This is a genomic window from Methanococcoides alaskense (genome assembly GCF_027594145.1).
GTDB classification, from domain to species: domain Archaea; phylum Halobacteriota; class Methanosarcinia; order Methanosarcinales; family Methanosarcinaceae; genus Methanococcoides; species Methanococcoides alaskense.
In genome coordinates, this window is record NZ_JAQFFK010000005.1 from 38,329 (window position 1) to 63,280 (window position 24,952).

A 24,952-nucleotide genomic window follows, 5' to 3' on the forward strand; every position below is an offset into this window, starting at 1 on the left:
ACGGAGTAGATGAGATGAACGAAATATTAGTTCAGACAAAAGATAACAAGCAAGTGGTGTATTTACCAGAAAAGTGCATTGGTTGCGGGACCTGTACAATGGTCTGTCCTAAGGGCACATTGATCATAGGTTCAGTAGGACCTGTTGCCAGGGGACTCATAAATAAGGAGTACCTGGATATTGGAGATAACTGTATCACATGTGGAATGTGTACTAAGATCTGTCCAACAGGCGCCCTTGAGATGAGAGAAGATGGAAAACCTGTATGCGATGAGAACTTCCTGTGCAGCTCGCTCGCACCAACAACGGTGAACGATAATTGTGTACACTGTGGTGTATGTGAGCAGATCTGTCCGCAGGGTGCTATCGAGACCAAGCAGTGGCTCGCAAACGATGGCAGTGCACGCATAGATGGTGAGACCATCATCGATCAGGAAACCTGTGTACACTGTGGATGGTGTAGCGAGGTATGTCCAACTAATGCTATCACTGTGCAGAAACCTTTCGAGGGTACATGGGAACGAGCAGAGGATGTCTGTCAGGCATGCCGTACCTGTGTGGATGTATGTCCATGCAATGCACTGTTCAATCCGGAATGGGCTCCAGGAGAAAGAGTTGACAAGGTCGCTCAGCGTCCTGATGCATGTATCTACTGTGGTGCATGTGCTGTTTCCTGTCCTGTCAATGCTATCGATGTCCAGAAGACAGCGATCGTTCCTGACATGAACAAGAAAGCTTTATTTGAGAAGAAACTTCTCAACAAGCCATCAGCAACTCCTGCATTGACCTCTGTACTGGTTACAGATGAAGATGCATGTCTTGGCTGTGGTAACTGTGTCATTATATGTCCTGTCAATGCAAACTCCTCGAAGGAACTAGCAGCAGGTTCACTAAATGAGCTTGATGAGAAAGCACTCCTTGAGGTAAGGAACGGTACTGTCAAGGTGATCGATCAGGAAGTATGTGGCTCATGTGGTGCATGTGCTCTTATTTGCCCTGTTTCTGCGATCTGGCTTGAGAAGAGGGAGGTTGAATAATGGCTGGGACTATTGTAATTAAGAACGGATATGTTTATGATCCGCTCAATGAAGTGAACGGTGAACAGCAGGACATCTTCATCAAGGACGGCGTGGTAGTTTCCGAACTTTCCGCAGCTGACATGAAGGATGCTAAGATAATTGATGCAACAGGCAAGACAGTAATGCCTGGTGGTGTCGATTCTCACACACACATTGCTGGTGCTAAGGTCAATACCGGTAGGATGATGCGTCCTGAAGATAGTTACAAGACAACAAGGACAAAGACCGCTATCACCCACTCAGGTTCAGGAGAGACCGTACCATCCGTCTACATGGAAGGTTACGAATATTCCAAGCTAGGATACACCACTGCTTTTGAAGCAGCTGTTCCTCCAATGGAAGCACGTCACACACACGAAGAGATGCGTTCCATTCCAATGCTCGATATGGGTGGCTACCTTGTTCTCGGTAACAACTGGTTCATGATGCGCTACCTGAAGGAAGGCGACATGGACAAGGCAGCAGCATATGTTGCATGGATGATGAAAACCCACAAGACATATGGTATCAAATGTGTCAATCCTGGTGGAGTCGAGAACTGGGGCTGGGGTGAGAACGTTTCTTCCCTTGATGAGCAAAATATACACTTCGAGATATCCTCCAGGGAGATCATCGATGGGCTGACCGAAGTAAACGAAATGCTCGGTATGCCAATGTCAATGCACCTTCACGCAAACAACCTTGGTCATCCGGGAAACTACAAGACAACAAAGGACTCTCTTGGTATTTCCAGCAAAACAAAGGCAAAGCAGAACATGAGTGTTAACTGGGCTGAGACAAAGATCGATGCAAGCAGAGATCAGTCAGTGTACCTCACACACATGATGTTCAATGCATTTGCCGGCACATCCTGGCGTGATTTCGAGTCTGGTGTCAAGCCTCTTGCAGATTATATCAACAACGCTGACCATGTTGTCATTGACAGTGGTTGCGTACCATTCGGTGAAGCAACATGTATGACCGGTGATGGACCTTCCATCCACGATCTCTCAGTGCTTACTGGTGGCAAATGGTCTAACACCGATGTTGAGCTTGAATGTGGTTCAGGTGTCTGTCCATTTACATATCTAAAGAGCAACCCTGTTCACAGTACTCAGTGGGCAATGGGGCTTGAGTGCCTGCTCCTCATCGACGATCCATGGAAAACCATCATGACAACCGACAGTCCAAATGGCGGACCGTTCACCAAGTATCCACTTGTTATGAGCTGGCTCATGTCCGAGAAGTTCAGGGAACAGACATTCAGTGAATGTCACAAATGGGCTAACGACAGAAGTACACTCGGTGGCGTTGACAGGGAAATGTCCCTTTATGACCTTGCGATCCTTACCCGTGCTAACACGGCAAAGACCATTGGTATGGCACACAGGAAGGGTAGCTTCGGTATCGGTGCAGATGGTGATGTTACAATTTACGACATCGACCCAACAAAGATCGACACCAGGGAATATTCTGACCTGATCAACAAGTTCAGCACTGCTGAATACACTATCAAGGGCGGAGAGGTTGTCTGCCACGATGGTGAGATCACTATGATCCCTGATAAGAGGACCTATTACACCGACGCGAGCGTCCCTGATGCTAACGAGAAAGAAATGCTTAAGGATGTTCAGGAATGGTTCAGATACTATTCACACGGTTTCAACCACTATCCAACACCTGAGAAATACCTTGTAAACCCAACAGCGATCAAGGCAAACATGGAGCAGTGAGATCATGGCAGAAGTCATTCTTACAGTTAATACTGAAATTGGATTAAAAGTAGAGGCAGATGTTATCACTCCTGATACATTTGCTGGCAAGAACAAGAGCGAGATCGAGGCTCTGCTGGTTTGGCAGGGTCCAAAACAGTTCCCTATCTCCGCATTCTTTGATGTGGAGGGCGATGCTGGTGCTTCCGCAGAAGATACATCCATTGTCATCAAAGGCGATGCTGCGAGAGTAAAGCGCATCGGTGAAAAGATGACAGCTGGAAAGATCACTGTTGAAGGATCTGTCAGCATGCATTTAGGTTCCCAGATGGTCGGCGGCGAGATCCTTGTAAAAGGTGATGCTGATTCATGGGCAGGCATGGAGATGGTCGGCGGCCTCCTCCACATCGAAGGTAATGCAAATGACCACGTAGGTTGCGCATACCGTGGTAAGTGGGTAGGAATGTCCGGCGGACGCATCGTTATCGATGGTAATGCTAACAATAACCTTGGTGGCGGTATCAGCGGTGGGGAGATCATCGTTGGTGGAAATGTCGGTCACTACACTGGCATTCGCCAGAACGGCGGTCTTATCGCTGTAAAAGGAAATGCTATTCGTGCAGTTGCTGCTGAAATGACAGCAGGTACAATGGTTGTTAACGGAACCATCGAAAGGTTCTCTCCCGGCTTTGAATATGTGACAAACGAAAGCGACCTTAAGTTCGATGATATAGAATGCCCAGGTGAGTTCATGAAGTTCCTCGGTGACAATGCGATCACAAAGAGGCCAAAGGGCACACTCTATGTCAATCAGGGCGCAAACATGAATCTGTGAGGTGTGATAATGAAAGTATTACTTAACACAGGAAGTACCATTGATGAGGGCAGACTTGCTAAAGGTGGCAACAAATATTCAGAGGAATATAGGCTTGAGTGCGCAGTGTGCTGGCTCTCCCCCTCTAATTTTGAATCCCTTGGATGCCCGGAAAAAGTAAAAGTAACAAGTAAGGACGAAAAACATTCCATCATAGTATACACAAAATGTACAGATGCTATGATGGATGGCGATGTGTTCATGCCAAGGGCTATCTGGTCCAACGTGATCATTGACCCATATACATTCTCAACAGGTTCCCCTCTCTATAAAGGCAGTCCCGTAACTGTCGAAGCAGCAGAAGGTGAGGTATTGAGCGCAGAGGATGTTGTCCTTAATCTCTATATGGGAGGTAAATGATATGGTTTTTAAGAACATTATGTGTCCGGTATGCGGAGCTTCATGTGACGATATCCAGGTAGAGCTTGGAGATAACGAGATCACTGTCAAGAACGCATGCAAGATGGGTAATGCAAAGTTCCAGGAAGTCGTAAGCTCACACCGTCTTAAGGACCCACTTGTCAAAAAGAACGGTAAGCTTGAGAAAGCTGCATGGGACGAAGCACTTACAAAGGCTGCAGAGATGCTTGTGAACGCAAAGAAACCTCTTTTATTCCTCGGAAGTGAGACCTCATGCGAAGCACAGGAAGTCGGTCTTCACATCGCTGAGTACCTTGGTGGTGTAGCAGATTCTAATGCAACTATCTGCCACGGTCCTACTGTTATGGGTATTCAGGAAAGCGGATGTGCAGGCTCAACAGCAGGTCAGGTCAAGAACAGGGCTGACGTGAACATCTACTGGGGAACCAACCCTCTGGCATCCATGCCAAGACACATGTCTAAGTATGCTGTCTTCCCAAGAGGATACTGGTCCAAGAGAGGAAGGTTTGACCGCAAGGTCATCACCGTTGATCCAAGAAAGACCGATACAGCAGCAGCATCAGATCTTCACATACAGCTCAAACCAAACTCTGACTATGAGCTTTTGAGCGCACTGTTGACCATCCTTAACGGAAAGCGTCCACATCCATCCGTAGAGGAGATCACAGGTGTGCCAATTTCTGCAATGGATGAGATGATCGATGTAATGGTGAATGCAAACTTCGGTAGCATCTCAGTCGGTCTTGGCCTTGGTTCTTCAATGGGTAAGCACAGGAACGTTGAGCTTGGTCTCAACCTCGTGAAAGAGCTCAACAACAACCACGGTACAAAGTTCGCACTCGGTGCACTCAGAGGTCACTGTAATGTGGCAGGCTTCAACCAGATCGCATCATATCTGTACGGATATCCATTCGGTATCGATTTCTCAAGAGGCTATCCAAGGTACAACCCTGGGGAGACCACAACTGTCGATCTGCTGAGGGATAAGGACGTAGACGCTGCATTCGTTATGTGTGCTGACCTTGTCAACCACATTCCTGCAGATGCTGCATCCTATCTTGCAGAGATCCCAATGACCTGTCTGGATATTGCTCCATGTCCAACAACAACAGCTTCAGATGTTGTTCTTCCTGGTGTCATCGATGCAATGGAGAATGACGGTACATTCTACAGGCTCGACAACGTGCCAATGTACTTCAAGCCGTTCACAACGTCTCCATTCGAGTTCACACAGAGCAATGAAGACACACTCAAGCAGTTGTTCGCAAAGATAAAGGAAATTGCTTGATCATGCCGTTGGATTGGCACGTTGAAAGAAAGAACGCTCAGAATAACTTCTGGCGTGATGAGGAACGGGATTCTTCCGCTCCTTATCTTTCTTATAAGGGTGTCGAGCTTACGGAAGACAGCAGCAATGAAATAGATGTGGATGTCATCGTTGAGAAAGAATTCCATCTTTCTCTCAATGGTGTCCCACTTGCTTCTTTTTTTGCTACCCCTCAAGAGTTCGAGGAACTCGCAGTGGGTTTTTTGATATGTGAAGGTTTTATCGATCACGCTATTGACATTATCTCGGTCGAGGTCAAAGATGACCTCCTGATATGCGAAGCGGACATCTGTCCGGATCGTATCGGAAAGACCAAACGTAACATAGATCCTGATTCAAGATTCGATTTTTGTAGTTGTGCCATTGGCTCAAGACCCTGCAAGAAAAAGGTCGGGAATGCTTCTGACATAAGATTTGACCGCAAGGTCCTCTTCAATGCAGTGGAACACCTCAAGACCGATGCAAAGACATGGAGACGCACCGGCGGTACTCATTCGGTGATCATAACTGATAGCAACAGAAATATCCTGGCATTCTGTGAAGATGTGAGCAGGGCTTCCGCTGTTGACAAAGCAGTTGGTAAAGCAGCTCTTGAAGGTGTGGATATGTCAAAATGTGCAATTGTCGCTACTGGCAGACTTTCAGTCACAATGGTCTCAAAGGCTGTCAATGCAGGGGTTTCCGTACTTGCCAGCAAAGCAGGTCCTATCAACGAAGGTATCGACCTTGCAAGGGCGGTAGGTCTGACACTGGTGGGCTTTGTTCGCCCGCCTCATCTGTATGTGTATAACGGCATTGAGAGAATTATTTAAAGGGCTTTTGCAATATTCTTTTTACTTACAGTTCAATTTCGTTTCTCAAATTTCTCTTAAATTCTTTTCAATTTCCAAGGAAGCTGTAATAATTTATCTTAATATTACTCAATTAAATTTATTTAGTTGGGTTGTCTACTTTACAGTGGACTTGATATCATGAAATTAATATTCAAAATTTTGATGATCCTTTTAATTTTATCTACATTTACCTCAAGTGCATGTGCAGATGTGTTATTTCCCGGAACACGTGGTCTGGACAGATGTGTTAAAATAGTGAATCTGGATGAGTTCCCGGAAATTGTGCTGGTCGGACACATCACCGGTCCAGTTATACAGTGTGAAAATCCGTATATCATCAGCCCAGATAAATGCTTGACTAAGTTTTATAAAGCCAATGAACTGACGATCTATGCTATCGATAAAGCTTATCTGGAAGCCAAAGGGCTTGAGAATATTGATCTGGAATCCGATCCAAACCTTTGTTCCTATGAAGTTGAGATCGATCCTGATTGGTATGTTGTGAATGAGGAAAATCCGTTTATCAGGGAAGATATCGAATATTCGATTGCCGGTTTTTCAGAGGACAAGCTAATAATCTATACATCAAGAAAAGTTTCAGAGTACAAGGCTGGCATTCCGGACAGGACCGAAACATTTGAAGAACCGGTCATACCGGGAATCAGGCTGACGATAAAAGAAAATGTGTCTTCTGTAGAAGAGAACATTTCTTCCATAGAAGAAGACGTATCAAAAGATGTGAAGCCAGTTCCGGATGAGGGCGAAGCAAACGATGAAGGGGTCTTAAATTCCATTATTCGTTTTCTTAAAGGCCTTTTTAACGCTAAGTGATAAGGATGATTTATGAATACAACTTTTTGCTTGCATTGCTCGTTACTTTGATAGTGGAGACAACAATCCTATTCGCAACTGTTCGTTATCTCTTCAAAACAGATCGGGCATCAATCCCTGATCCCTTGTTGATATTTGCAGGAACCTTTTCTTCCTTCTCAACACTTCCATACCTCTGGTTCGTACTGCCAATGTTCATTAGATCATATTCTAATTTGGTTTTGATCGGGGAATTTTCAGTGGTTCTTGTGGAAGCTGTGATCTACTGCTTTGTGTTGAAAGTGAGCATGAATAAAGCACTCTTCCTGTCTTTCATCTGTAACCTTACTTCCTTTTTAATAGGATTGGTATTACGTCCGATATTTCTGTGACTATATTTCGTATTCTGAAGTCTACACTTTGGTATGGTGGTAAAAAAGAATATTTATGATTGAATATTTCAATAGAATTTACATAAATGCTTTATACTAAATAAATCTTAATTAAAAGTAAAAAAATAATTTAGAATTAAATATTTATACTTATGTGATGGGGGTATTATGATATATGAATAAACTAACCGACAAGCAACAATCGATCATGTTCTTTTGTCTTGGCATATTCACATTTCTTCTGAGCGGCTATCTTCTCAGAGGCATACATCCGCCACAATCGATCTTTCTGATGTTTCTTGTCTACTTTTTATTAGTTGGTACCGGGATACTGATCTGCAAAGACAGATCGAGTGATCTTGTGGCAAAGGCGTTTGTCATATCATTTGTAGCATTATTCTTTATCTCTGCGGGTTTTTTTGCATATAGTGGACACAAACACATGAATGCTAAATGGATAGATGCCGAGCAATTGCAGACCATTCCCGAGGAGTTTGCTGTTGTGACAGAAGAGGAATTAAACGACTATCCCGCACTCAAAGAAGCGATGGAAACTCCGGGCTATGTGAAAGCAGATCCTGATGAATGGATGCGAACGATCGAGTTCCTTGATGAGAAGGGATCTTACGTTATCAAGGTGGGGGATGAATATTATGGGGTCGGGTTTGCAACTGCGTGAAAAAGTGTAATTGGAATTATAATTCCATTTTAAATTTCACACCCAACAGCCATTACTATTAATCCAGCTTTTCCAGACTCAGCCTGAAAACTTCAATACCTGCACCACGACATGCTGTCATTCTGCTACTGTCAATATCTGCACAGACGATGCCCAGGCGTATATCTTCGACATTCACTCCGTACTTTTCAGCATAGGGGAGCTTGAACCTCTGTACCTGTCCGATGGCATTATCCCTTGCGTTTATCTCGATCTCTATCAGGAAATGCTTGTCCTGTGAGTCTGTAAAAACAGCATCTATCCTGCCACCTTCAACCTCTACTTCCACTTCGTGGAATGTTAGTCCGGGTTCGATAAGTTCAGGGATACTGGATATCATCCTTGAAATGTCATCTTCGGAAATATGTTTGGACTCAAGGGCATCCTCTACATTTGGTGACCTCATTATCAGATTCAGGTATTGAATAGCAGTCGTCATCTTGTTGTTTTTCACATTAGGATAGACTGCAATGTCCTTTCCATCTCTGGAATGAACGAGTATTCCCACATTGCTGAGATTCTTCTTGCGTGAGATCGGAAGAGAACCTCTGCCCTTGCTAACAACACCGATCGTATTCCTTCGGCTCAATATGCGTATGTTCTCCAGAACATCTTCCTGTTCGTTTTCTGAAAGGTCCTCTATCTTAATGATCGTATAATCACAATCATGTTCTTCCTTGACAGCCTGAAGGGTCCTCAATACCGATTCTGCTACTTCCACCGGAGTGTCATCTCTTACATAATACCTGAAATTATCCATACTATCACACTTACAACCTCTCTATATAATAATGAGAACTATTTACGTAGGAGTGTTTTGTAATTCTAAAATGACTTTCAAAAATTTAATTGTTCGATCTATCCATCATTATATTCAAAGATGCTTGTACTCTTCTTTGAAAGCAAAGTTCGTTAAAGGGCATAATACTAAATTATTGTAATTGATTCTAAATATTGTCCTTTTTTGGCTTTGTAGAAATCCTTTTGATCAAGGAGGTTTGGATCACGGTTTCACTCAGCTGTTATGCAGCTGAGTGCCTTCTTATCTATCGATCAGAAGGTGCGTTGGAGTAAACGGATACAAACATATGCCTGTTTTCACCTGTTGATAGACAACTCTTGAATTTCATCAACTCATATATTTCATTATTTTTGAGGATATCTACAGAGTCCATATATTCGCTTTTGCAAAGGTCTCATGATGTGATAAGTGATCTGAAAATCATAATATCATTTAGACTTCCCACCGTATTCCGTTTATTTGGTTATGAAAAAACTAATACAGTAACAATTATGGATGTTAAATACAAGAAAGAATCATTTATACCAGAAAATAGCATTGTTATTGGGGCTGTGAAATATCTTCAGGTTAATTTACAGAACCACTCCAAATGATAATTTTAAATAGATGTGCATAGATTTTACTATCGATATATAAAATAATTGGGTTGAAAGATAATGGGGACAAATTTAAAGATCGGGATGTTCTCTTGGGAGAGTTTACATTCGATCAAAGTGGGTGGTATAGCTCCGCATGTTTCCGAACTTGCTGAAGCTCTTGCGAAGACAGGACATTCAGTCCACATATTTACCAGAAATAATGGACTGGAGCCATATGGAGTGGTCAATGGAGTTCACTACCATCGGGTGGAACATTCTCTCTCAGGAGGCATTGTCCAGCAAATGGATAGCATGTGTGATTCAATGTACTCGAGATTCCTTGATGTTACGAAGGAATATGGCAAGTTCGATATATTGCATGCACATGACTGGCATCCTTTTAATGCGGTCTCAAGGATCAAATATGAATTTGGTATACCTTTTATGTTCACATATCACAGTACCGAATGGGGGCGGAATGGTAACAAACATGGAAACTGGTGGGAAGCCGGGGAAATATCCCACAGGGAATGGAAAGCTGGATATGAATCCGTGAAGGTCATATCTACATCACAGCAACTTACAGATGAGATCAAGTTCCTGTACCAGATACCCGATGAGAAGATCTCGATAATTCCAAATGGTATCTTTCATGGAAAAATAAAAAAGGATGTTGATGCGGGTGAAGTGAAAGAAAGATTAGGTGTCCATCCTCTCGCACCGGTTGTTCTGTTCATAGGACGTATGAGCTACCAAAAAGGTCCGGATCTGCTTGTTGAAGCTATCCCTGAAGTGCTGGATCATCGCTGGGACACGGAATTTGTTTTCATCGGTGAAGGTGAAATGCGTCCTCCCTGTGAAGCTCTTGCAAATGCCGAAAAAGTTTCATATAATTGTCATTTCCTGGGATATGTGGATGATGAAACGGCCAGGGACTGGATCAATGCATGTGATATTCTCTGTATTCCAAGCAGGAACGAACCTTTTGGTATCGTTGTTCTTGAAGGGTGGGATGCCGAAAGGACCATTGTTGCAACAGATGCTGTCCAAATAATCAATAATTTCGTTGATGGTATCCTTGTCTACAAAAATCCGGATTCTATTGCATGGGGCATAAATTACGTACTTGATGACCTCTCCAATGATAGCATGAGAAAGGCTGGTAGAGAACTTATTGAGACCAGGTACAACTGGCTCAATATCGCAGAAAATACAATTGAAGCATACAATTTGGATGATCAAAATGATTGGATAGATGGGACTACACTTGGGCAAACAAAAAATTTTTGGTGGAAAATTGATGATGATCTCAACCTTTCCATAAGTAGGGAATTTAATTCGTTAAATGGCGAGCTCAAGGTTGATAAGCTCATAATGAAGGATGAATTGGGTAAATTGGATGATTATATGGCAGATGAACACTGGAAAGGTCTGTCAAATAACGTAGCTAAATTAAGAAACGGGACCGAAAAAGAAGGTATTGGAAAATTCCTTTATAATGATCTCCATTGGACAAATACAGAAGCTCAGCTATCAAGTCACATCGGATCAATATTCTATCGGGCTGGGGTGTGGGAGTACAATGGAAAAAAGAGAGGAATTCAATTTAGAAAAATAACAGGTGATTGGTACAAGTTGATGAAAAGCTACTATGATGGGTGCATTAAATAACTTGATCTTGAGCAATTATAATATCATTGACCTTAAGTGATGGACCTTAAGGATATATGGGGAAATATGAATAAATAAGCATACTGGAAGCAGTGAATCTGCCATCCTTTATGTGTAGTTTATTCTATCAACATGCATATTGACCCCATGGCCTATGAATTTCCTAAAGCAAATTCTGTCAAGAGCTTTCTTTTCAAGTTAGTGGGGTCAGATAAACCCTAAAATTGTCGCAATACTAACATCTTGAGCATGACGATCTCATCAAGGTTTGATCTGCAACCTTACTCTGTTTTGCTTATACATTTCTGCTATAATTGAAAAAAATGGTTTCCAATCTCTGACATATTATATTTCTGAGATTTGTCTCCGGGATTTTCTAGAATACTTTTCCCGTATGGTGCTTACAATCTATTTCAACTTAATTTGAAACCGCCATCTATAAATATGTATTTCAACATTCTTTGAAATAGCAAGTTTCAATATTATTTGAAATGCCTTGAAGCTGCTCAATTGACAAAAATTACTGTATGATAAAGACAGGATGAGATCGTATGAAAATAGAAATATTAGGTACGGGATGTGCAAAGTGCGTTAAGACAAAAGAGATAGTTGAAAAAGCTCTTCAGGAAAGTGGGCTCCATGCGGATGTTGTCAAGGTTGAAGATTATGAGACCATTCTTTCCTATGGAGTAATGATCACTCCCGGGCTTGTCATTGACGGTGAGGTAATGATCGCCGGCAGAGTTCCCAGTGTGGACAATGTCAAAAAATGGATCACCGGATAATGATACAGTCCAATTTCCATGATACAGTATTATAATTATAAAATTAGAAAAGGTATTAAAAATGACTGAAAATATGAAATGTGGCTGTGAATGTGATTCAGAGATCGTTGGTATCTATCCATGTTCAGGTTCAGCGAATGTAGGTATCATCTCTAACCAGCTGGCAATAGGACTGACAAAAGCTGGGAAGGGCAAGATGTTGTGTACCGCCGGAATCGGTGCAATTATCCCCGGTCAGTTGAGGTCTGCAGAGGGTTGTGACAGGGTAGTTGTGATAGATGGCTGTCCAATGAACTGTGCCTCTAAAATTTTCGAGAACGCCGGGATGGCAGTGGATGAACATATAATTGTCACCGAACTTGGCGTGAAGAAGACAAAGGATATGGAGATCGAGGATTCGGTGATCTCAGAGAGCCTGGAAAAGTGTGTCAAGCTTTTCTGATCGCTTTTTATGATCTTTATGAAAACGAAAAGGATGCTAAAATATAACGTATCTACTAAAACAGTGATGTTATAAGATACATGACAGGTGTGAGCCAGCCTTATAATTCAAAGATGCTGTCCCCTGTCAATTAACTCTGGAGGAAATGATACTATGGTTGACGTGTTCTATCCCATGCAGTGGATAGCAGATAAGGTCACCTACGATCTACTTGGGATCGAAGCCACCACAGGTCTTGCAAAAAGCCTGAATTTTATTATCTACGATGTACTGAAGATATTCGTACTTCTTTCTGTAATGATTTTCCTTATAGCTTACATGAGGTCCTATATTACTCCTGAGAAATCCAGAAGGATACTTGGGGGCAAAAAAGGACCGGTATACAATGTAGCTGCATCACTTGTGGGTACTGTTACCCCATTCTGTTCATGTTCATCTGTTCCGATCTTCATCGGTTTCATTGAAGCAGGCGTACCCCTTGGTGTGACATTTTCGTTCCTCATCACCTCGCCTCTTGTTAATGAAGCAGCCATTGCCGTGCTCTGGGCTACATTGGGATTCAAGGCTACCGCACTCTACGTTGTTTCAGGTGTTGTCATCGGTGTTGTCGGAGGTTATATAATAGGCCTGCTCAAGCTTGAGAGACACGTTGCAGGCTTTGTCTATGATGTCCACTCCCTACCTTTTAAGGAAGCTGAGATGGGCTCCAGACAGAGGTTAGATTATGCGGTTGAAGAGGTCAAAAGCATTGTAGGTAAGGTCTGGTTCTATGTTATCATAGGTGTAACTCTTGGGGGTATATTCCACGGATTTGCTCCAGAAGGAATACTTGCACAGTATGCAGGAAAAGATAATATCTTCGCTGTCCCTGTTGCAGTACTGATAGGTGTACCACTCTATTCCAATGTCATGGGTCTGATCCCTGTGGTTGAAAGTCTTATTGGAAAAGGGCTCCCCATCGGTACATCCCTGGCATTCCTGATGTCTGTCACTGCAGTATCACTGCCTGAGATGATCATATTGAAAAAGGTGCTTAGCAATGAACTGATCGCCCTGTTCGTGGCGATAGTGGCAGTAGCTGTGATATTCACAGGATATATGTTCAATGCGGTTCTGTAAAAAAGGATGCCTGATGAGCAAGATATTTGATCTTGCTCCTCTTGCTTTTTCCAAAAAAATCAATAGAGATCTTCCACTCCAATAGTTCCGTTGTGCAGTTCAGTGATCTTCTCTTTAATCTTCTTCATCTCTGCAGCTCTCGCACAATATTCTCCCATCTACTGTTGCAAGATCAACTAAATAGTAACCACATCTCTGGCATATTCCCCCCTGATATTCTTCTTCCGCCATAACATTTTGTTCGTGGTTCATTTCTATGAGATCTGCCAGTATCGTAGTCAATCCGGGTGCTATCGTAAGTAGGTCCCTGACTGTGATGATGCCCAAAATCTTCCCATTCTGCATTACAGCAAGTCTGCGAATATTGGTCTTAGACATTATTTTAGAAGCATCTATGACATTCGTGGATGGTTTGATCATTATCAAGGGAGATGACATGAGCATGGAAGCAGAGACATTTTCAGGTTTCTTGTTCTTTGCTACTATTTCTCTTATCATGTCTCTTTCAGTTATGATCCCCACTGCCTTATCGTTCTTTGTTACGATTATGCTGCCCACATTGTGCTCTATCATCTCCTTTCCGACTTTTAGAGCACTTTCCTCGATATCTGTGGTAATCACTTTTTCTGTCATTACTTCCTTGACCGAGATATATTTCTCGATCTCTTTAATAGATTCGTTTGTCTCCTGATCATTTGTAGTATCCATAACTATAGTTCCCCCATCCTATTTTAGCAATGGAATGTTAATCCCACTGTACTAATAATTTCCCACTATTTAGAAAGTTTGTTTTTGATCATATATATGTGCTTGCGTGGAGGAGGGGTTGGGGAAATGGGCCTGAATGTCTTTGGGTTCAGAAAGAGTGTCTTTTCGCAGTAGCTGCAAATGGTTTTAAGGTAGGACTCTAACGTATGTGTTACGAATTAAGAACCTCTGCAAAGTTCCCAGTTTCCTCTATGCAAGCCGAAGAACTTTTTTTGTATATTATCTGAAAAAATGAGCCTTATGCCTTCTTTATTGTTACCCAGAAAACACTGCCCTTTGCATCAGGATTGTCTTCCACTCCAATGTGTCCGCCGTGCAGCTCGGTTATCTTCTTTGCTATAGCAAGCCCGAGCCCTGTACCCTTGACACCACTTTTGTCCACTCGCTTGAAACGCTCGAACAACTTTGGCTTGTCTTCATCTGCAATACCGGGCCCAAAGTCTGTGACAGTTACTTTCCACTCGTCACCGGAATCCAGTATATCTATGATAACTCTTTCTTTTTCAGGACTATATTTTATGGCGTTTGATAGAAGATTGACAAAGACCTCTTCTATCATGGGATTTACCTTTGCCATATATGCACTATCAGGCATTACTTCGATGTCCATCCCTCTTTCATCGATCTGGAGTTTAAGACTTTCCACGTTCTTCCTTAGCATCAGGGCAATATCCATGTCCTTGAACTCTATATTCTCAATGGTGTCCAGTTTTGCAAAGCTGGCTGCACTCCTTATCATCTCGATAAGTTTTTCGTTGTTCCTGTCGATGGTCTGCAGGATCTTCATCCTTTCCTCATCTTCCTCTCTCTCGAGCAGGATGTCGGTATATCCTTTGACGACCCCTGCAGGATTGAGTAGGTCATGGCGCAAAATATCTGTAAAGAGGTCTTTCATCTCATTAGACTTTTTTAACTGATCTGTATGGTCCCTGAGTTTTTCGATACCTTCTCTGCGTTGCATGAGATTCCATAATCCCTGCATCAGCAATGTTAACTGTCGCACGTCTGATCTATCATAATCCCCATCCTTGTTGCCCACTCCTACGGTGGCAACTATTCTTTCCCCTTCGAACACAGGTATGGTCAGGTAGTTAAACATCTCCACATGACCGGGTGGAAATCCTTTCTTGAGGGAGTCGGGAGCAAGGTAATCATTGACTATAATTGGCTTCCTTTGTCGTATAGGCTCTCCCCAGAGTCCGATATTTTTCACAGGGTATACGAATTTCTTATCCGGGATAGTACATTCCTGCATCACACTGTTGGACCATGTGTGCATTGTGAGGAGGCTCTCATCCTCGCTGAGAAATGCAATGTAGCCGATCGTGCTCTGTGTAAGCCTGACAGCCTGTTCATGCACAAAATCAGCTATCTGCTGCATTGGAGCGTCTGTCATTTGTTCAAGCTCCAGTAGTGCTTCAAGACGATACTCGTCAAGCTTCAGGGCATTTTCCAGTTCTACCCTTGAAGTGACATCTTCCAGGATACAAACCACTCCATGAGGGGAACCCTGGTCTGAGATGCCAGGACTGCAGTATATCTCTATCTCTATTGCATCATCCTTTTCAGGGGGGTGGAAATTAACCTGATAATGTGCAGACTCTCCCGAAATGGTCGTTCCGATAATATTTTGCATGTCTTCATCTGTGAAAATATCGGCCATGTTCGAACTGACAATGTCATTTTTGTGCATATTGAGAATACTGGTGAGTTTTTCATTGCAGAAGGTGATCATCCCAGTCTCATCAAAGTAAATGATACCCAATGGGGAACTTTCAAAGATCATGCGATAGTCATTATCAGACATTTAATACCCCCAATTACCTTATACTAATTTTGTGATTACTTATTATTTACTTATTTTGCTGGCAGAATGCATATGGCATAAATGGTACGTAAAAGTATTATCAATAATTTATAGGGGTTCAGGGTTTAACAGAGAAAGCTAAATACTTCATTTCTCAGTGAAAAATTGATATTTTTCAGGCTCTGTAGAAACTTATTAAAATCAACATCTATGGGCTGAAATTTGGATTATATTCCAACATCGTGTAACACATTCCATAATATTTTCAAATTTGATTTTTGTCCGAACATTGAGGAGTCTCATACAGTCATAATTTATTTATTGCATTATTGAATTATATAGTATGATACTTAAACTGAATTTGTAAAGTAAAATTAAAACTCAGAATGCAAAAAGGCAAGGTTATTGCTGGAGTTGAGAAATAATGAAAAGTAGAACGCTAAGATCATCTATTGTTATAATATTATGCCTATGTCTGATACCATCAGCAATGGCATCTATGGAAGGGGTGCAAAAAGATGCTGCTCAATTAAAGATTGAGGAGTTGGAAGCTGAGTTGGGTGAAGAAGGAATGCAGGAAGTTGATGATTACCTAACATTACAGGCTTCTTTGCCAGATGTTGTGAAAAGCATGCCGTTTAGTGGACTTGCATTTGCTGCTACAAACACTGAGAGTCAGAAGATCAAGATGGGATATATTGATAATTTCGATGTTTCTGAAAAAGAGAAGGATGGGTATAAAACTGGGCTTCAGGATGTTTGGGACAGATATCCTTTCAATATTACTAAAGATGATTATCCGTTTATGGCTGAACTGGGTCCTATGATCGAAGCTGAAGCTTTTAGTGTATATAGTCCAGAGGAACTGGAAGCAATTTGAACGGTAGACCGGCCCCCTGAGCCCTCCGAACTCAAGACTAATTTATTCAGACTACATGAAAATGAGGATTACTTGGCACTGGAAGATTCTTTGCCAGATGTAGTGATTAATATGCCATGTGGTGGACTTGCTTTTGCTGCTAATGTTCCTGAAAATCAAGTTGAAGTAATGAGATATATTGATAACTCTCCTGTTCCTGAGGAGCTGAAGGAGAAATACAAAACGAAAATACAGGATATCTGGGATAGGTATCCTGATAAAATCACTGAGGATGATTATCAATTTATGCATGAACTTGGTCGTATGATTTTTTCTAGTGCACTTGACGAAGAGGAGAGAGCAGCAGGAACGATAGACAACAGCAACTCCATATTTGTCGATAATGAGAGTGAGCAGAAGATAGGATCCGTATTTACTGGGATGATGGCTATTGCTGTTGTATTGCTTTGTTTCTATCTTATAAGAAAATGGAAATAAGAAAAGAGCCAAATGGGCTCTGTAAAAAACCTATTTTCTATTTCATTTTTCAGGCTTTTAGTTGTTTAGATCCTGCTATTCTTCTTACTGATCGGGAATATTGGGATCTTGAAACTCCCCGTTCACAACCTTTCTATGTTAGTTGTAAGGTCAAAAGGACTTGCATAAAATGGTGCCGTGGTAACGACAAAATCCACTGAAGCTGCATATTTCGGGATGTCCTCGAATGAAATACCGCCTACAGCAAGTTCGAGCTTTGGATTTATCTCTCTAAGTTTTGGTGCCACTTCTTTTAGCTCTTCAGGGCTGTAATGGTCAAGTAGCAGGATATCCGCTATGGGGGCGTACTTAAAAACCTCTTCTTTTGTGCGTGGTTCTATCTCTATCTTCCTCATGGCCCTGAGCTTTTCAAAAGAACCGACCACGTTAAAGTGATTCTGTGTTATCAGTATGGAATCACTAAGGGAATTTCGATGATGGTCACCGCCACCGACATGCACGGACCTTAATTCGTATTTACGAAAGCCGGGATGTGCCTTCCTGCTTGTGGCTATCATGATATCAGGGTTCACTTGTCTTGCACTGTCCACCATTTTCCTTGTCTTTGTGGCAATGGCGCAGGTCATTGAAAGAAATGTCTGTGAGATCCTCCAGAACTTGAAAAGCTTACGCAGGTCACCTTCTGCTTCGAAAAGTACCGCATTCTCTACAAACTCTTTCCCGTTTTCGAGATGCATGTTCACTTTCAAGCCTTTCTTCTCATAAAATTCTGCCAGATCATCTGCACAGGAGGCAATACCAGGGTCTCTTGACCTGATCGTCAGCCTTCCGTCTCCTTCTATACCGAGCAGTTCTGTGGTTTCATCTCCGTAGGGGCAATCCTCAAGCAGATAATGTTCGAATTCTTCGATCATGGTTTCACCTATTGTTTCATAATTTAGATTTAACATCATATCTGTTAAAAATACGATCGTATGACCACTGTGGTCAATAACTGCTGCTGTTCTAACGGAGTAGATGAACGGGCAATGTGGCAGTTCTAATGGATGGCTTAGTGGAAATCAGCTATCCAAATGTGCCGTTTTGCATCCTTTAGCGGTCATACATTCGAATTTAACATAGTCTAAGCAAGCGTTATGTATGAATGAACATAACGGTTATAAATGTATCGATTTGATCAGGATCTTATTGTTTTATCATTTTAAAATTAACATATTTTAATCTTACTTACTCTTGTTTTTCCGATAACTTGATATTTCCAAGAATTTTATTGATATAACATGGAGCTATCAAAAGTAGTCGAAACACTTGAGGAGATCGCCCCTCCTGAACTTGCAGAGGATTTCGATATTGGTCGTATAGGTCTCACACTTGACCTTGACAACGATATCAAAAGAATCGCAGTTGCACTTGACCCCACTTATTATGTCCTGGGACGTGCAGCACAGATAGGTGCAGACCTGCTCATCACCCATCACACATTGATATTCCATTCTGTGAACCTTATCTCAAAAGAGCTTGCTTGCTTGTTGAAAATTGCATTTGACAATGAAATATCCCTTTATTCGATGCATACGAACTATGACAGTGCAAAGGGTGGTGTGAACGATGTGCTCGCTCAACGTCTGGGTCTTAACGACGTATATGAGGTGGGTATGGGACGGATAGGTACTATTGATGAATGTCCTCTGGATGTGTTCATCGACCATGTGGCAAAAAGTCTGAACACTCATCTTCAGTATGTTGGGGAAAAGGATACCATTAAAAAAGTAATGGTCTTTGGTGGCAGTGGTTTCAAGGACGAATATCTCGATATCGCAAGGGACAACGATGTGGATGCCTATGTTTCTGCTGAACTGAAACACGATGTTCTCCGTAGCTATGATGACCTGCTCCTAGTAGATGCGACCCATTATGCAACAGAGAACCCTGCAATGGAAACTCTCTGTGAACGTTTGAAGGACTTATTAAAGATCGATGTTGAATTCATTGCGAACGATCCTTTCATCAAGGTGAGATGATGGCAGAAAAGGAACATGAAGAACTTTCGGATGAAGAACTGGACGAACTGATGATGGAGCAGTCAAAAGCACCTGGCTGCAAAAAACACCGTGGGTATGGGAAGTTCGATAAACCACCGGTCAATAGGGGGGTTGCGGTCGCTTCTTCTGAAAAAGATGATGATGAGTGCAATGAAAAAGTAAAGTAAAGTAAGGTTAAAATGGAAGGCTGAATACAAAATATTGAATGAATGCCAGCAGCCCTTTTGAACTAGAAATATCAAAAAGAGTGGACCAAATTGGTCTCACTCTTCTTTCACATTGTTAATAACTCGTTTTCCGCGTTCCATTGGAACGATGGTGAGTTCCGCATTTCCAAATTCACGTTTGAGCGGCTCTTCCTGTGCTATCCTGTCCATTGTGAGGGCGACAGCGGCAACTTCGGAATGTGGCTGATTCCCAATGGCAACATTCCAGTCGGCTAGGTTATATATCTCCGTGGGTACCTTTTCAGCACCGACCACTATCATGAGCTTATCGCACAACTTGATCTCTCCGGCAGCATCAGGAAGATTGATCCCGTACATGGAAAGGTGGCATACTTTCCCGCCTTCCTCTTTCCATTTTTCGATCTCGCTCTTCCAGTTGACATCATTTTCAACATAAAAATCGCCACCCCAGCGCTCGGCTACATCTTCGATAACATTCTTAATTCCTTTATCATTGGATGCCAGGAGCATGCCTTCAGCACCGAGGGCTCGGGCTGTAAGGCCTACGTGGGTGGTTATTCTCTTATCCCTCTCTGGACGATGTCCGAGTCGGAGGATCACTATTTTTTGCATTGTAATTATATCTCCTTGAAACTCTGGATGCGCTCCAGCATCATTCCCTCTACAATGAATGGAGTTCGTTCCTTTGCGCTCTTGGCCGCGGTTTCAAGTTTTGATTTCTTCTCTGCATAAATGGTCATCATAGTTTCTCCTTCTTTCAAAGGCTCTCCATGTTTCTTATGCAAAAGCAGTCCTGCACCTTTATCGTTAGGTGCTCCTGCAAGCCTGGCGATCTGAACAAGGCGCTTGTTGTCCATCTCAAGTATATATCCGTTATTAGGGGCAATGATATCTTCAGTGAACTCTCCTACAGAAATGTCCTTGTGGGTCACATCCGGATTTCCGCCCTGTATCTTGATGATCTCTTTGAACTTCGCCAGTGCCTTTCCGTTCTTGAGGGTCTCAATGGCAAGGTCATATCCCTTGTCTTTGCCAGCCACATTTCCCATCTCAAGAAGCATTCCTGCAAGTGACGCGCTCTTCTCTATCAGACTGTTCGGCCCCTCAAAGCTCTCAAGGACCTTCAATGCCTCGATCACTTCAAGTGCAGGTCCGATAGTGCGTCCCACGGGGGATGCACCATAGGTCAGAGCACAATCCACATCCATACCAAGCCTGTCTCCGAGATTGATCAGGTCCCTTGCAAGCTTTCTTCCTTCCTGTACGTTTTTTATCTTAGTACCGGGGCCTGTGGGTATGTCCATTACGACATGGTCTGCACCAATGGCACCTTTCTTTGCCATGATGGATGCGAGCATCTGGCAATGCGGGTCAATTGAAAGCGGGTACTCGACCTTTATGAGCTTATCATCCGCAGGTGCAATATTGGTAGCACCGCCCCAGACAAGTACGCCACCAACCTCTTCGGTCATCCTCTTAATTTCAGCAGCATCGAACTCAACAGGTGCAAGTATCTCCATCAGGTCTGCAGTCCCTCCTGCACCAGTGATTGCCCTTGAGCTGGTCTTTGGGATGAGTAATCCGTTTGCAGCTACTATGGGGACGATGAGCAATGAGATCTTATTTCCGGGAACTCCTCCGATGGAATGCTTGTCCATTATTGGATGGGTCTCGAAATCCAGTGTGTCACCAGAAGCGATCATGGCACGTGTAAGCCATTCGGTTTCATCATCGGTCATGTCGTTTATATATGTGGCAGTAAGGAATGCAGCAATTTCTATCTCGGCAAGGTTTTCTTCGACAATATCCTTCACAAGTATGTCAATCTCTTCCTTTGTGAGCTTCTGTCCATCCATAGTCTTTCTTATAATATAGGTTGACTTTGGTTTTTCAGCAGGGAATACCTCGACCGTCTCGGTCCATTCCTTATTCAGTGCCTCTTTTACTTCATGGTATAACCCTATCATGCCGGGTGATATCATATCTTCTGTGAAATCCACGATGGCTGTTAGGGTCTCGTGGTCCCTTATACGTACCCTATCTCCTTCATTGACACCTAGCTCCTTAGCATCAATTGTGTTCAGGATCACTTTATATTTGCCTACTTTGACATCAATGGGTTGTACTTTTAGTTGCATTGTCTCACCTCTATCTCTTTAGTACTTTCATTTTTCTGGATATATAGGTTTACATTGGCTGACCTTTCTGAGTCGTGTTGATGCTAGTTTTACCTATTGTATAACCAATAATCTTTTATAAAACGGTACTATAATAATTATAATGATGATAATGCTATGCAACTTGCAGTAAGCGAATGTACTCGATCTGCACAATAATGAAGGCATATCATGGGGGAGTCCCTCTATTTTGGTCCATATAGCATATCGATCACAAAAGGTTTGGTAGAATGATAGAAAGTTCTGATAATGAGTTCGATGCAAAAAAGACGAAAATATGTCTGCGGAGAATATTACAATGAATACAATAGATGTGGTAGAGGATGACTTGTCATCAAGTTCATCTTTAGGGGAAGTGGGTACGAGTAAATCCTCGGAAGATCAATTGTCAAATATTGTAGAGGTCGTTGAAGATGATTCTCAGACCGAGCTCCTTTCTAAAGAAGAGCTGGAGAGCGATATTGAGGTGTTGCTTGATCTTGCCGATGAAAATGTTGACGATTCCTCAAAGTTACCGGATGAGATCAATTCAGCATGGGAAAAGACCCTGAGAGGACTTGGTGCAGAGAAAAGAATTCCAGAGGTTATTCCACTTGAGATCAAACCGGATTCGTTTTTCAAGAAGTTCTTGAATATGATTAACCCAAAAGCTTTTGAGCTGGAAGATTATGATCTCGCAAAACACGGTCCTCTTGTAGAAATAACCCTTCCGGCAAATTCTGCCTATAAAGAAATGGAATTCTATAATGTGAATCCACCATATTCTTACATTAGAGTAGCTTATAATCCTGAAATTCATGAATACCTATACCAGGTACTTGAACCTGAACTTTCCAAAGAGGAAACAAGGCTTTTCAAGATGATAAAAGAACGTCTTGGTGAAGTTATGGATGCTCATCTGAAAAGTATGAACAGGCTTGATTCCGAAGAATATCTGAGGTCAAATGTTAATTCATTCCTGATCGATTACAGGATCAGGATCACCACCATAACTCGCGAGAAGATCAATTATTACATTATTCGTGATTATCTTGGCTATGGTGAAGTAGATGCCATTATGCGTGATCTGGAGATCGAGGATATTTCAGGTGATGGTCCGAACACTCCTGTCTATGTTTATCATAAAAAGTATGAATCCATACCTTCCAATATAATTTTTGATGATGAAGACGTATTAAATGCTTTGATCATAAGGCTAGCTCAAATTTGTGGCAAACATATTTCCATTGCGAATCCGATCTTGGATGCAACATTGCCTGATGGTTCCCGTATACAGATGACTCTTGGAAGGGAGATCACCACAAGGGGAAGTACTTTTACTATTCGTAGATTCAATGAGAATCCAATTATGCCTGGTGATCTTGTAGGCTATCATACATTTTCTACTGCAATGCTGGCATATCTCTGGCTTGCTGTTGATTCAAGTAGGAGTCTTATTTTCGCAGGCGGCACTGCTTCAGGCAAGACCACTGCGATGAATGCTATTTCCACTTTTATTCAGCCTGAAATGAAAATTGTTTCCATTGAAGATACAAGGGAATTGAACCTTGCTCACCCAAATTGGATACCTGGTGTTACGCGTGAAGCTTTTGGAGGTGAAAATAGAGGTTCCATTGAGATGTATGAACTTTTGAAGGCTGCACTTCGTCAGCGTCCGGAATTTATCCTTGTGGGTGAAGTTAGGGGTGCCGAAGCATATGTGCTTTTCCAGGCAATGTCCACAGGGCACACAACATTTTCCACTATGCATGCAGATTCCGTATCATCGATCGTACACAGGCTTGAGAATCCTCCCATCAATGTGCCCAGGATCATGATCCAAGCCCTTGATATTGTAGCAATTCAGGCACAGGTGAAAATTGGGGATGAGAGGGTAAGGAGATGTAAATCACTTACCGAGATCATAGGGGTTGATCCAAGGTCTGGTGAACTTCTGACTAACGAGGTATTTGTATGGAATGCAGCAAAAGACCTGTTCCAATATTCCGGTCGTTCCTACGTCCTTGATGATCTAATGGAATCAAGAGGCTGGGATGATGCTAAGGTCAAGGAAGAATTGCAGGAGCGTCAAGACGTTCTCGAATGGTCACGCTTGAAGAATATCACATACTTCAGGGATTTCTCCAAGATAGTGGTTGCGCACAGGCGTGAGCCTGAAACATTAATGAAAGTTGTAAGGCAGGATCTGAATGGATAAATATCTCAATATAGCTTTTGCTCTTTTTGGTAAATACTATATGGACAAACGTTCAAAGTATTTTTCCTTAAGACAAAATCTCCTCAGGTCCAGGATGAATCTGGGGTATGATCGATATCTTTCTGGTGCCCTCCTGATATCGATTCTCACCACATTAGGTATACTTCTCCTATTCTTTTTTGTTATAGCACTTATTGGTGTGCCAGTGATAGAGGCAAATAGGTTTGGTTTTCCAGCATGGACTGCTGCTTATCGTCCTTACCAGCCTATACTGATAGCGGTATTTGGAGGACTTACTTTTGCAGCTTTATGTTTTGGCAGTATTTATTCATTACTGAAATATTATCCCGCTATGATCGCAGGTGATAGAAAACGCAGGATCGAACAGATGTTGCCTTATGCTATCAACTATATGTCTGCAATGTCTGGTGCAGGAGTTCTTCCAGTCGATCTCTTCCGTGCTCTTTCAAACAATGAGATCTATGGTGAAATGTGCGTTGAAGCAAAATATCTCGTACGTGATCTGGAAGTTCTTGGCAGTAACCTTGTGTCTGCAATGAAGAACCTTGCATCTGCAACACCATCTCCGATGTTACAGGAATTCCTTCAGGGTGCTATCACCGTTGTAACTTCTGGTGGTGAGCTTGAGCCATATTTCAAGATAAAGGCTGAACAGTATATCATTGATAACAGGCAGAGACAGAAAGAGTTTCTGGAAACTCTCGGTCTTCTTGGTGAGACATATGTTACTGCATTTGTCGCTGGTCCTTTGTTCCTTATTATCACAATAGCTATCGTATCACTCATGGGTGGTGCAGATGATATGTTCCTATACATTCTTGTTTATGGCCTGATCCCAGTTGGAAGTGCGATGTTTCTTGTGATAATAAGTTTATTAACTCCGGAGGAATGAT

The 24,952-nt window shown here is 42.4% G+C and carries 24 protein-coding genes; 18 read left to right on the plus strand and 6 right to left on the minus strand.

What is annotated here, in order from left to right; translation table 11 throughout:
* The first annotated feature begins 14 nt into the window (after positions 1-14).
* The 8 genes from PBV53_RS08575 to PBV53_RS08610 all read left to right on the plus strand — a co-directional run bounded on the left by PBV53_RS08575 (position 15) and on the right by PBV53_RS08610 (position 8,066).
* A complete protein-coding gene (locus PBV53_RS08575) occupies positions 15-1,037 on the plus strand; it encodes a 4Fe-4S binding protein (RefSeq protein ID WP_270096894.1) in 1,023 nt (340 codons plus the stop codon).
* On the plus strand, positions 1,037-2,791 hold the full coding sequence (locus tag PBV53_RS08580) for a formylmethanofuran dehydrogenase subunit A (protein ID WP_270096773.1): 1,755 nt from the start codon (positions 1,037-1,039) through the stop codon (positions 2,789-2,791). Before PBV53_RS08575 ends, PBV53_RS08580 begins: the two co-directional genes overlap by 1 nt.
* A gap of 4 nt (positions 2,792-2,795) precedes the next feature.
* Entirely contained in the window at positions 2,796-3,605 is an 810-nt protein-coding gene (locus tag PBV53_RS08585) for a formylmethanofuran dehydrogenase subunit C (protein WP_270096774.1), read from the plus strand.
* A gap of 9 nt (positions 3,606-3,614) precedes the next feature.
* Complete coding sequence (locus PBV53_RS08590; protein WP_270096775.1) at positions 3,615-4,004, plus strand: molybdopterin dinucleotide binding domain-containing protein; 390 nt, start codon at positions 3,615-3,617, stop codon at positions 4,002-4,004.
* A gap of 1 nt (position 4,005) precedes the next feature.
* Complete coding sequence (locus tag PBV53_RS08595) at positions 4,006-5,313, plus strand: formylmethanofuran dehydrogenase subunit B (protein WP_270096776.1); 1,308 nt, start codon at positions 4,006-4,008, stop codon at positions 5,311-5,313.
* Between the two features lie 2 nt (positions 5,314-5,315).
* On the plus strand, positions 5,316-6,164 hold the full coding sequence (gene fdhD, locus PBV53_RS08600; RefSeq protein WP_270096777.1) for a formate dehydrogenase accessory sulfurtransferase FdhD: 849 nt from the start codon (positions 5,316-5,318) through the stop codon (positions 6,162-6,164).
* A 183-nt stretch (positions 6,165-6,347) separates the two neighbouring features.
* On the plus strand, positions 6,348-7,016 hold the full coding sequence (locus PBV53_RS08605; protein WP_270096778.1) for a hypothetical protein: 669 nt from the start codon (positions 6,348-6,350) through the stop codon (positions 7,014-7,016).
* Between the two features lie 546 nt (positions 7,017-7,562).
* Positions 7,563-8,066 carry a hypothetical protein gene (locus tag PBV53_RS08610; protein WP_270096779.1) on the plus strand — a complete coding sequence of 168 codons (504 nt, stop codon included), beginning with the start codon at positions 7,563-7,565 and terminating at the stop codon, positions 8,064-8,066.
* 58 nt (positions 8,067-8,124) lie between these two features.
* Here the strand turns inward: PBV53_RS08610 and PBV53_RS09670 are convergent, their stop codons facing one another.
* Positions 8,125-8,865, minus strand: a complete 741-nt coding sequence (locus PBV53_RS09670) for a PDDEXK family nuclease (protein WP_369123350.1) — start codon at positions 8,863-8,865, stop codon at positions 8,125-8,127.
* A 698-nt stretch (positions 8,866-9,563) separates the two neighbouring features.
* Between PBV53_RS09670 and PBV53_RS08625 the strand changes: the two genes are divergently transcribed.
* The 4 genes from PBV53_RS08625 (at position 9,564) to PBV53_RS08640 (ending at position 13,502) form a co-directional block, all read left to right on the plus strand.
* A complete protein-coding gene (locus tag PBV53_RS08625) occupies positions 9,564-11,156 on the plus strand; it encodes a glycosyltransferase family 4 protein (RefSeq protein ID WP_309740156.1) in 1,593 nt (530 codons plus the stop codon).
* A gap of 551 nt (positions 11,157-11,707) precedes the next feature.
* Positions 11,708-11,941 carry a thioredoxin family protein gene (locus PBV53_RS08630; RefSeq protein ID WP_270096780.1) on the plus strand — a complete coding sequence of 78 codons (234 nt, stop codon included), beginning with the start codon at positions 11,708-11,710 and terminating at the stop codon, positions 11,939-11,941.
* 61 nt (positions 11,942-12,002) lie between these two features.
* Complete coding sequence (locus PBV53_RS08635) at positions 12,003-12,383, plus strand: putative zinc-binding protein (protein ID WP_270096781.1); 381 nt, start codon at positions 12,003-12,005, stop codon at positions 12,381-12,383.
* A gap of 153 nt (positions 12,384-12,536) precedes the next feature.
* Positions 12,537-13,502: a permease gene (locus tag PBV53_RS08640; RefSeq protein WP_270096782.1), complete on the plus strand. Its 966-nt coding sequence runs from the start codon at positions 12,537-12,539 to the stop codon at positions 13,500-13,502.
* A gap of 114 nt (positions 13,503-13,616) precedes the next feature.
* Here the strand turns inward: PBV53_RS08640 and PBV53_RS08645 are convergent, their stop codons facing one another.
* Both PBV53_RS08645 and PBV53_RS08650 read right to left on the minus strand, forming a co-directional pair.
* Positions 13,617-14,210, minus strand: coding sequence for a CBS domain-containing protein (locus PBV53_RS08645; RefSeq protein WP_270096783.1), 594 nt, complete (start codon positions 14,208-14,210; stop codon positions 13,617-13,619).
* A 298-nt stretch (positions 14,211-14,508) separates the two neighbouring features.
* Complete coding sequence (locus PBV53_RS08650) at positions 14,509-16,077, minus strand: GAF domain-containing protein (protein WP_270096784.1); 1,569 nt, start codon at positions 16,075-16,077, stop codon at positions 14,509-14,511.
* Positions 16,078-16,567: 490 nt separating this feature from the next.
* Here PBV53_RS08650 and PBV53_RS08655 point away from each other — a divergent pair, with 490 nt between their 5' ends.
* Entirely contained in the window at positions 16,568-16,957 is a 390-nt protein-coding gene (locus PBV53_RS08655; protein ID WP_270096785.1) for a hypothetical protein, read from the plus strand.
* A 72-nt stretch (positions 16,958-17,029) separates the two neighbouring features.
* Positions 17,030-17,434 (plus strand): hypothetical protein, encoded by a 405-nt coding sequence (locus PBV53_RS08660; protein WP_270096786.1) that lies wholly within the window; start codon positions 17,030-17,032, stop codon positions 17,432-17,434.
* A 122-nt stretch (positions 17,435-17,556) separates the two neighbouring features.
* On the opposite strand, the gene PBV53_RS08665 is transcribed toward PBV53_RS08660, so the two are convergent.
* The gene (locus PBV53_RS08665) at positions 17,557-18,348 is read right to left on the minus strand and encodes a beta/alpha barrel domain-containing protein (protein WP_270096787.1); all 792 of its coding nucleotides are present in this window, start codon (positions 18,346-18,348) and stop codon (positions 17,557-17,559) included.
* 366 nt (positions 18,349-18,714) lie between these two features.
* Here PBV53_RS08665 and PBV53_RS08670 point away from each other — a divergent pair, with 366 nt between their 5' ends.
* Both PBV53_RS08670 and PBV53_RS08675 read left to right on the plus strand, forming a co-directional pair.
* Complete coding sequence (locus PBV53_RS08670; RefSeq protein ID WP_270096788.1) at positions 18,715-19,455, plus strand: Nif3-like dinuclear metal center hexameric protein; 741 nt, start codon at positions 18,715-18,717, stop codon at positions 19,453-19,455.
* A complete protein-coding gene (locus PBV53_RS08675; RefSeq protein ID WP_270096789.1) occupies positions 19,455-19,643 on the plus strand; it encodes a hypothetical protein in 189 nt (62 codons plus the stop codon). The genes PBV53_RS08670 and PBV53_RS08675 overlap by 1 nt, the downstream gene beginning before the upstream one ends.
* A 96-nt stretch (positions 19,644-19,739) precedes the next feature.
* On the opposite strand, the gene PBV53_RS08680 is transcribed toward PBV53_RS08675, so the two are convergent.
* Together PBV53_RS08680 and PBV53_RS08685 are read right to left on the minus strand one after the other, a co-directional pair.
* A complete protein-coding gene (locus tag PBV53_RS08680) occupies positions 19,740-20,276 on the minus strand; it encodes a tRNA (cytidine(56)-2'-O)-methyltransferase (RefSeq protein WP_270096790.1) in 537 nt (178 codons plus the stop codon).
* Positions 20,277-20,281: 5 nt separating this feature from the next.
* Positions 20,282-21,802 (minus strand): AMP phosphorylase, encoded by a 1,521-nt coding sequence (locus tag PBV53_RS08685; RefSeq protein ID WP_270096791.1) that lies wholly within the window; start codon positions 21,800-21,802, stop codon positions 20,282-20,284.
* Positions 21,803-22,139: 337 nt separating this feature from the next.
* Between PBV53_RS08685 and PBV53_RS08690 the strand changes: the two genes are divergently transcribed.
* Together PBV53_RS08690 and PBV53_RS08695 are read left to right on the plus strand one after the other, a co-directional pair.
* Positions 22,140-24,038 (plus strand): type II/IV secretion system ATPase subunit, encoded by a 1,899-nt coding sequence (locus PBV53_RS08690; protein WP_270096792.1) that lies wholly within the window; start codon positions 22,140-22,142, stop codon positions 24,036-24,038.
* Complete coding sequence (locus tag PBV53_RS08695) at positions 24,031-24,951, plus strand: type II secretion system F family protein (protein WP_270096793.1); 921 nt, start codon at positions 24,031-24,033, stop codon at positions 24,949-24,951. Before PBV53_RS08690 ends, PBV53_RS08695 begins: the two co-directional genes overlap by 8 nt.
* The last annotated feature ends 1 nt before the right edge of the window (position 24,952 follow it).

Coding starts and splice junctions, on each gene's coding strand:
- PBV53_RS08675 (WP_270096789.1), top strand. CDS start 19,455: ATGGCAGAAAAGGAACATGAAGAACTTTCGGATGAAGAACTGGACGAA.
- PBV53_RS08585 (WP_270096774.1), top strand. CDS start 2,796: ATGGCAGAAGTCATTCTTACAGTTAATACTGAAATTGGATTAAAAGTA.
- PBV53_RS08635 (WP_270096781.1), top strand. CDS start 12,003: ATGACTGAAAATATGAAATGTGGCTGTGAATGTGATTCAGAGATCGTT.
- PBV53_RS08685 (WP_270096791.1), bottom strand. CDS start 21,802: ATGCAACTAAAAGTACAACCCATTGATGTCAAAGTAGGCAAATATAAA.
- PBV53_RS08680 (WP_270096790.1), bottom strand. CDS start 20,276: ATGCAAAAAATAGTGATCCTCCGACTCGGACATCGTCCAGAGAGGGAT.
- PBV53_RS08575 (WP_270096894.1), top strand. CDS start 15: ATGAACGAAATATTAGTTCAGACAAAAGATAACAAGCAAGTGGTGTAT.
- PBV53_RS08610 (WP_270096779.1), top strand. CDS start 7,563: ATGAATAAACTAACCGACAAGCAACAATCGATCATGTTCTTTTGTCTT.
- PBV53_RS08605 (WP_270096778.1), top strand. CDS start 6,348: ATGATCCTTTTAATTTTATCTACATTTACCTCAAGTGCATGTGCAGAT.
- PBV53_RS08640 (WP_270096782.1), top strand. CDS start 12,537: ATGGTTGACGTGTTCTATCCCATGCAGTGGATAGCAGATAAGGTCACC.
- PBV53_RS08695 (WP_270096793.1), top strand. CDS start 24,031: ATGGATAAATATCTCAATATAGCTTTTGCTCTTTTTGGTAAATACTAT.
- PBV53_RS09670 (WP_369123350.1), bottom strand. CDS start 8,865: ATGGATAATTTCAGGTATTATGTAAGAGATGACACTCCGGTGGAAGTA.
- PBV53_RS08645 (WP_270096783.1), bottom strand. CDS start 14,210: ATGGATACTACAAATGATCAGGAGACAAACGAATCTATTAAAGAGATC.
- PBV53_RS08690 (WP_270096792.1), top strand. CDS start 22,140: ATGAATACAATAGATGTGGTAGAGGATGACTTGTCATCAAGTTCATCT.
- PBV53_RS08595 (WP_270096776.1), top strand. CDS start 4,006: ATGGTTTTTAAGAACATTATGTGTCCGGTATGCGGAGCTTCATGTGAC.
- PBV53_RS08655 (WP_270096785.1), top strand. CDS start 16,568: ATGGCATCTATGGAAGGGGTGCAAAAAGATGCTGCTCAATTAAAGATT.
- PBV53_RS08625 (WP_309740156.1), top strand. CDS start 9,564: ATGGGGACAAATTTAAAGATCGGGATGTTCTCTTGGGAGAGTTTACAT.
- fdhD (WP_270096777.1), top strand. CDS start 5,316: ATGCCGTTGGATTGGCACGTTGAAAGAAAGAACGCTCAGAATAACTTC.
- PBV53_RS08650 (WP_270096784.1), bottom strand. CDS start 16,077: ATGTCTGATAATGACTATCGCATGATCTTTGAAAGTTCCCCATTGGGT.
- PBV53_RS08665 (WP_270096787.1), bottom strand. CDS start 18,348: ATGATCGAAGAATTCGAACATTATCTGCTTGAGGATTGCCCCTACGGA.
- PBV53_RS08630 (WP_270096780.1), top strand. CDS start 11,708: ATGAAAATAGAAATATTAGGTACGGGATGTGCAAAGTGCGTTAAGACA.
- PBV53_RS08590 (WP_270096775.1), top strand. CDS start 3,615: ATGAAAGTATTACTTAACACAGGAAGTACCATTGATGAGGGCAGACTT.
- PBV53_RS08580 (WP_270096773.1), top strand. CDS start 1,037: ATGGCTGGGACTATTGTAATTAAGAACGGATATGTTTATGATCCGCTC.
- PBV53_RS08670 (WP_270096788.1), top strand. CDS start 18,715: ATGGAGCTATCAAAAGTAGTCGAAACACTTGAGGAGATCGCCCCTCCT.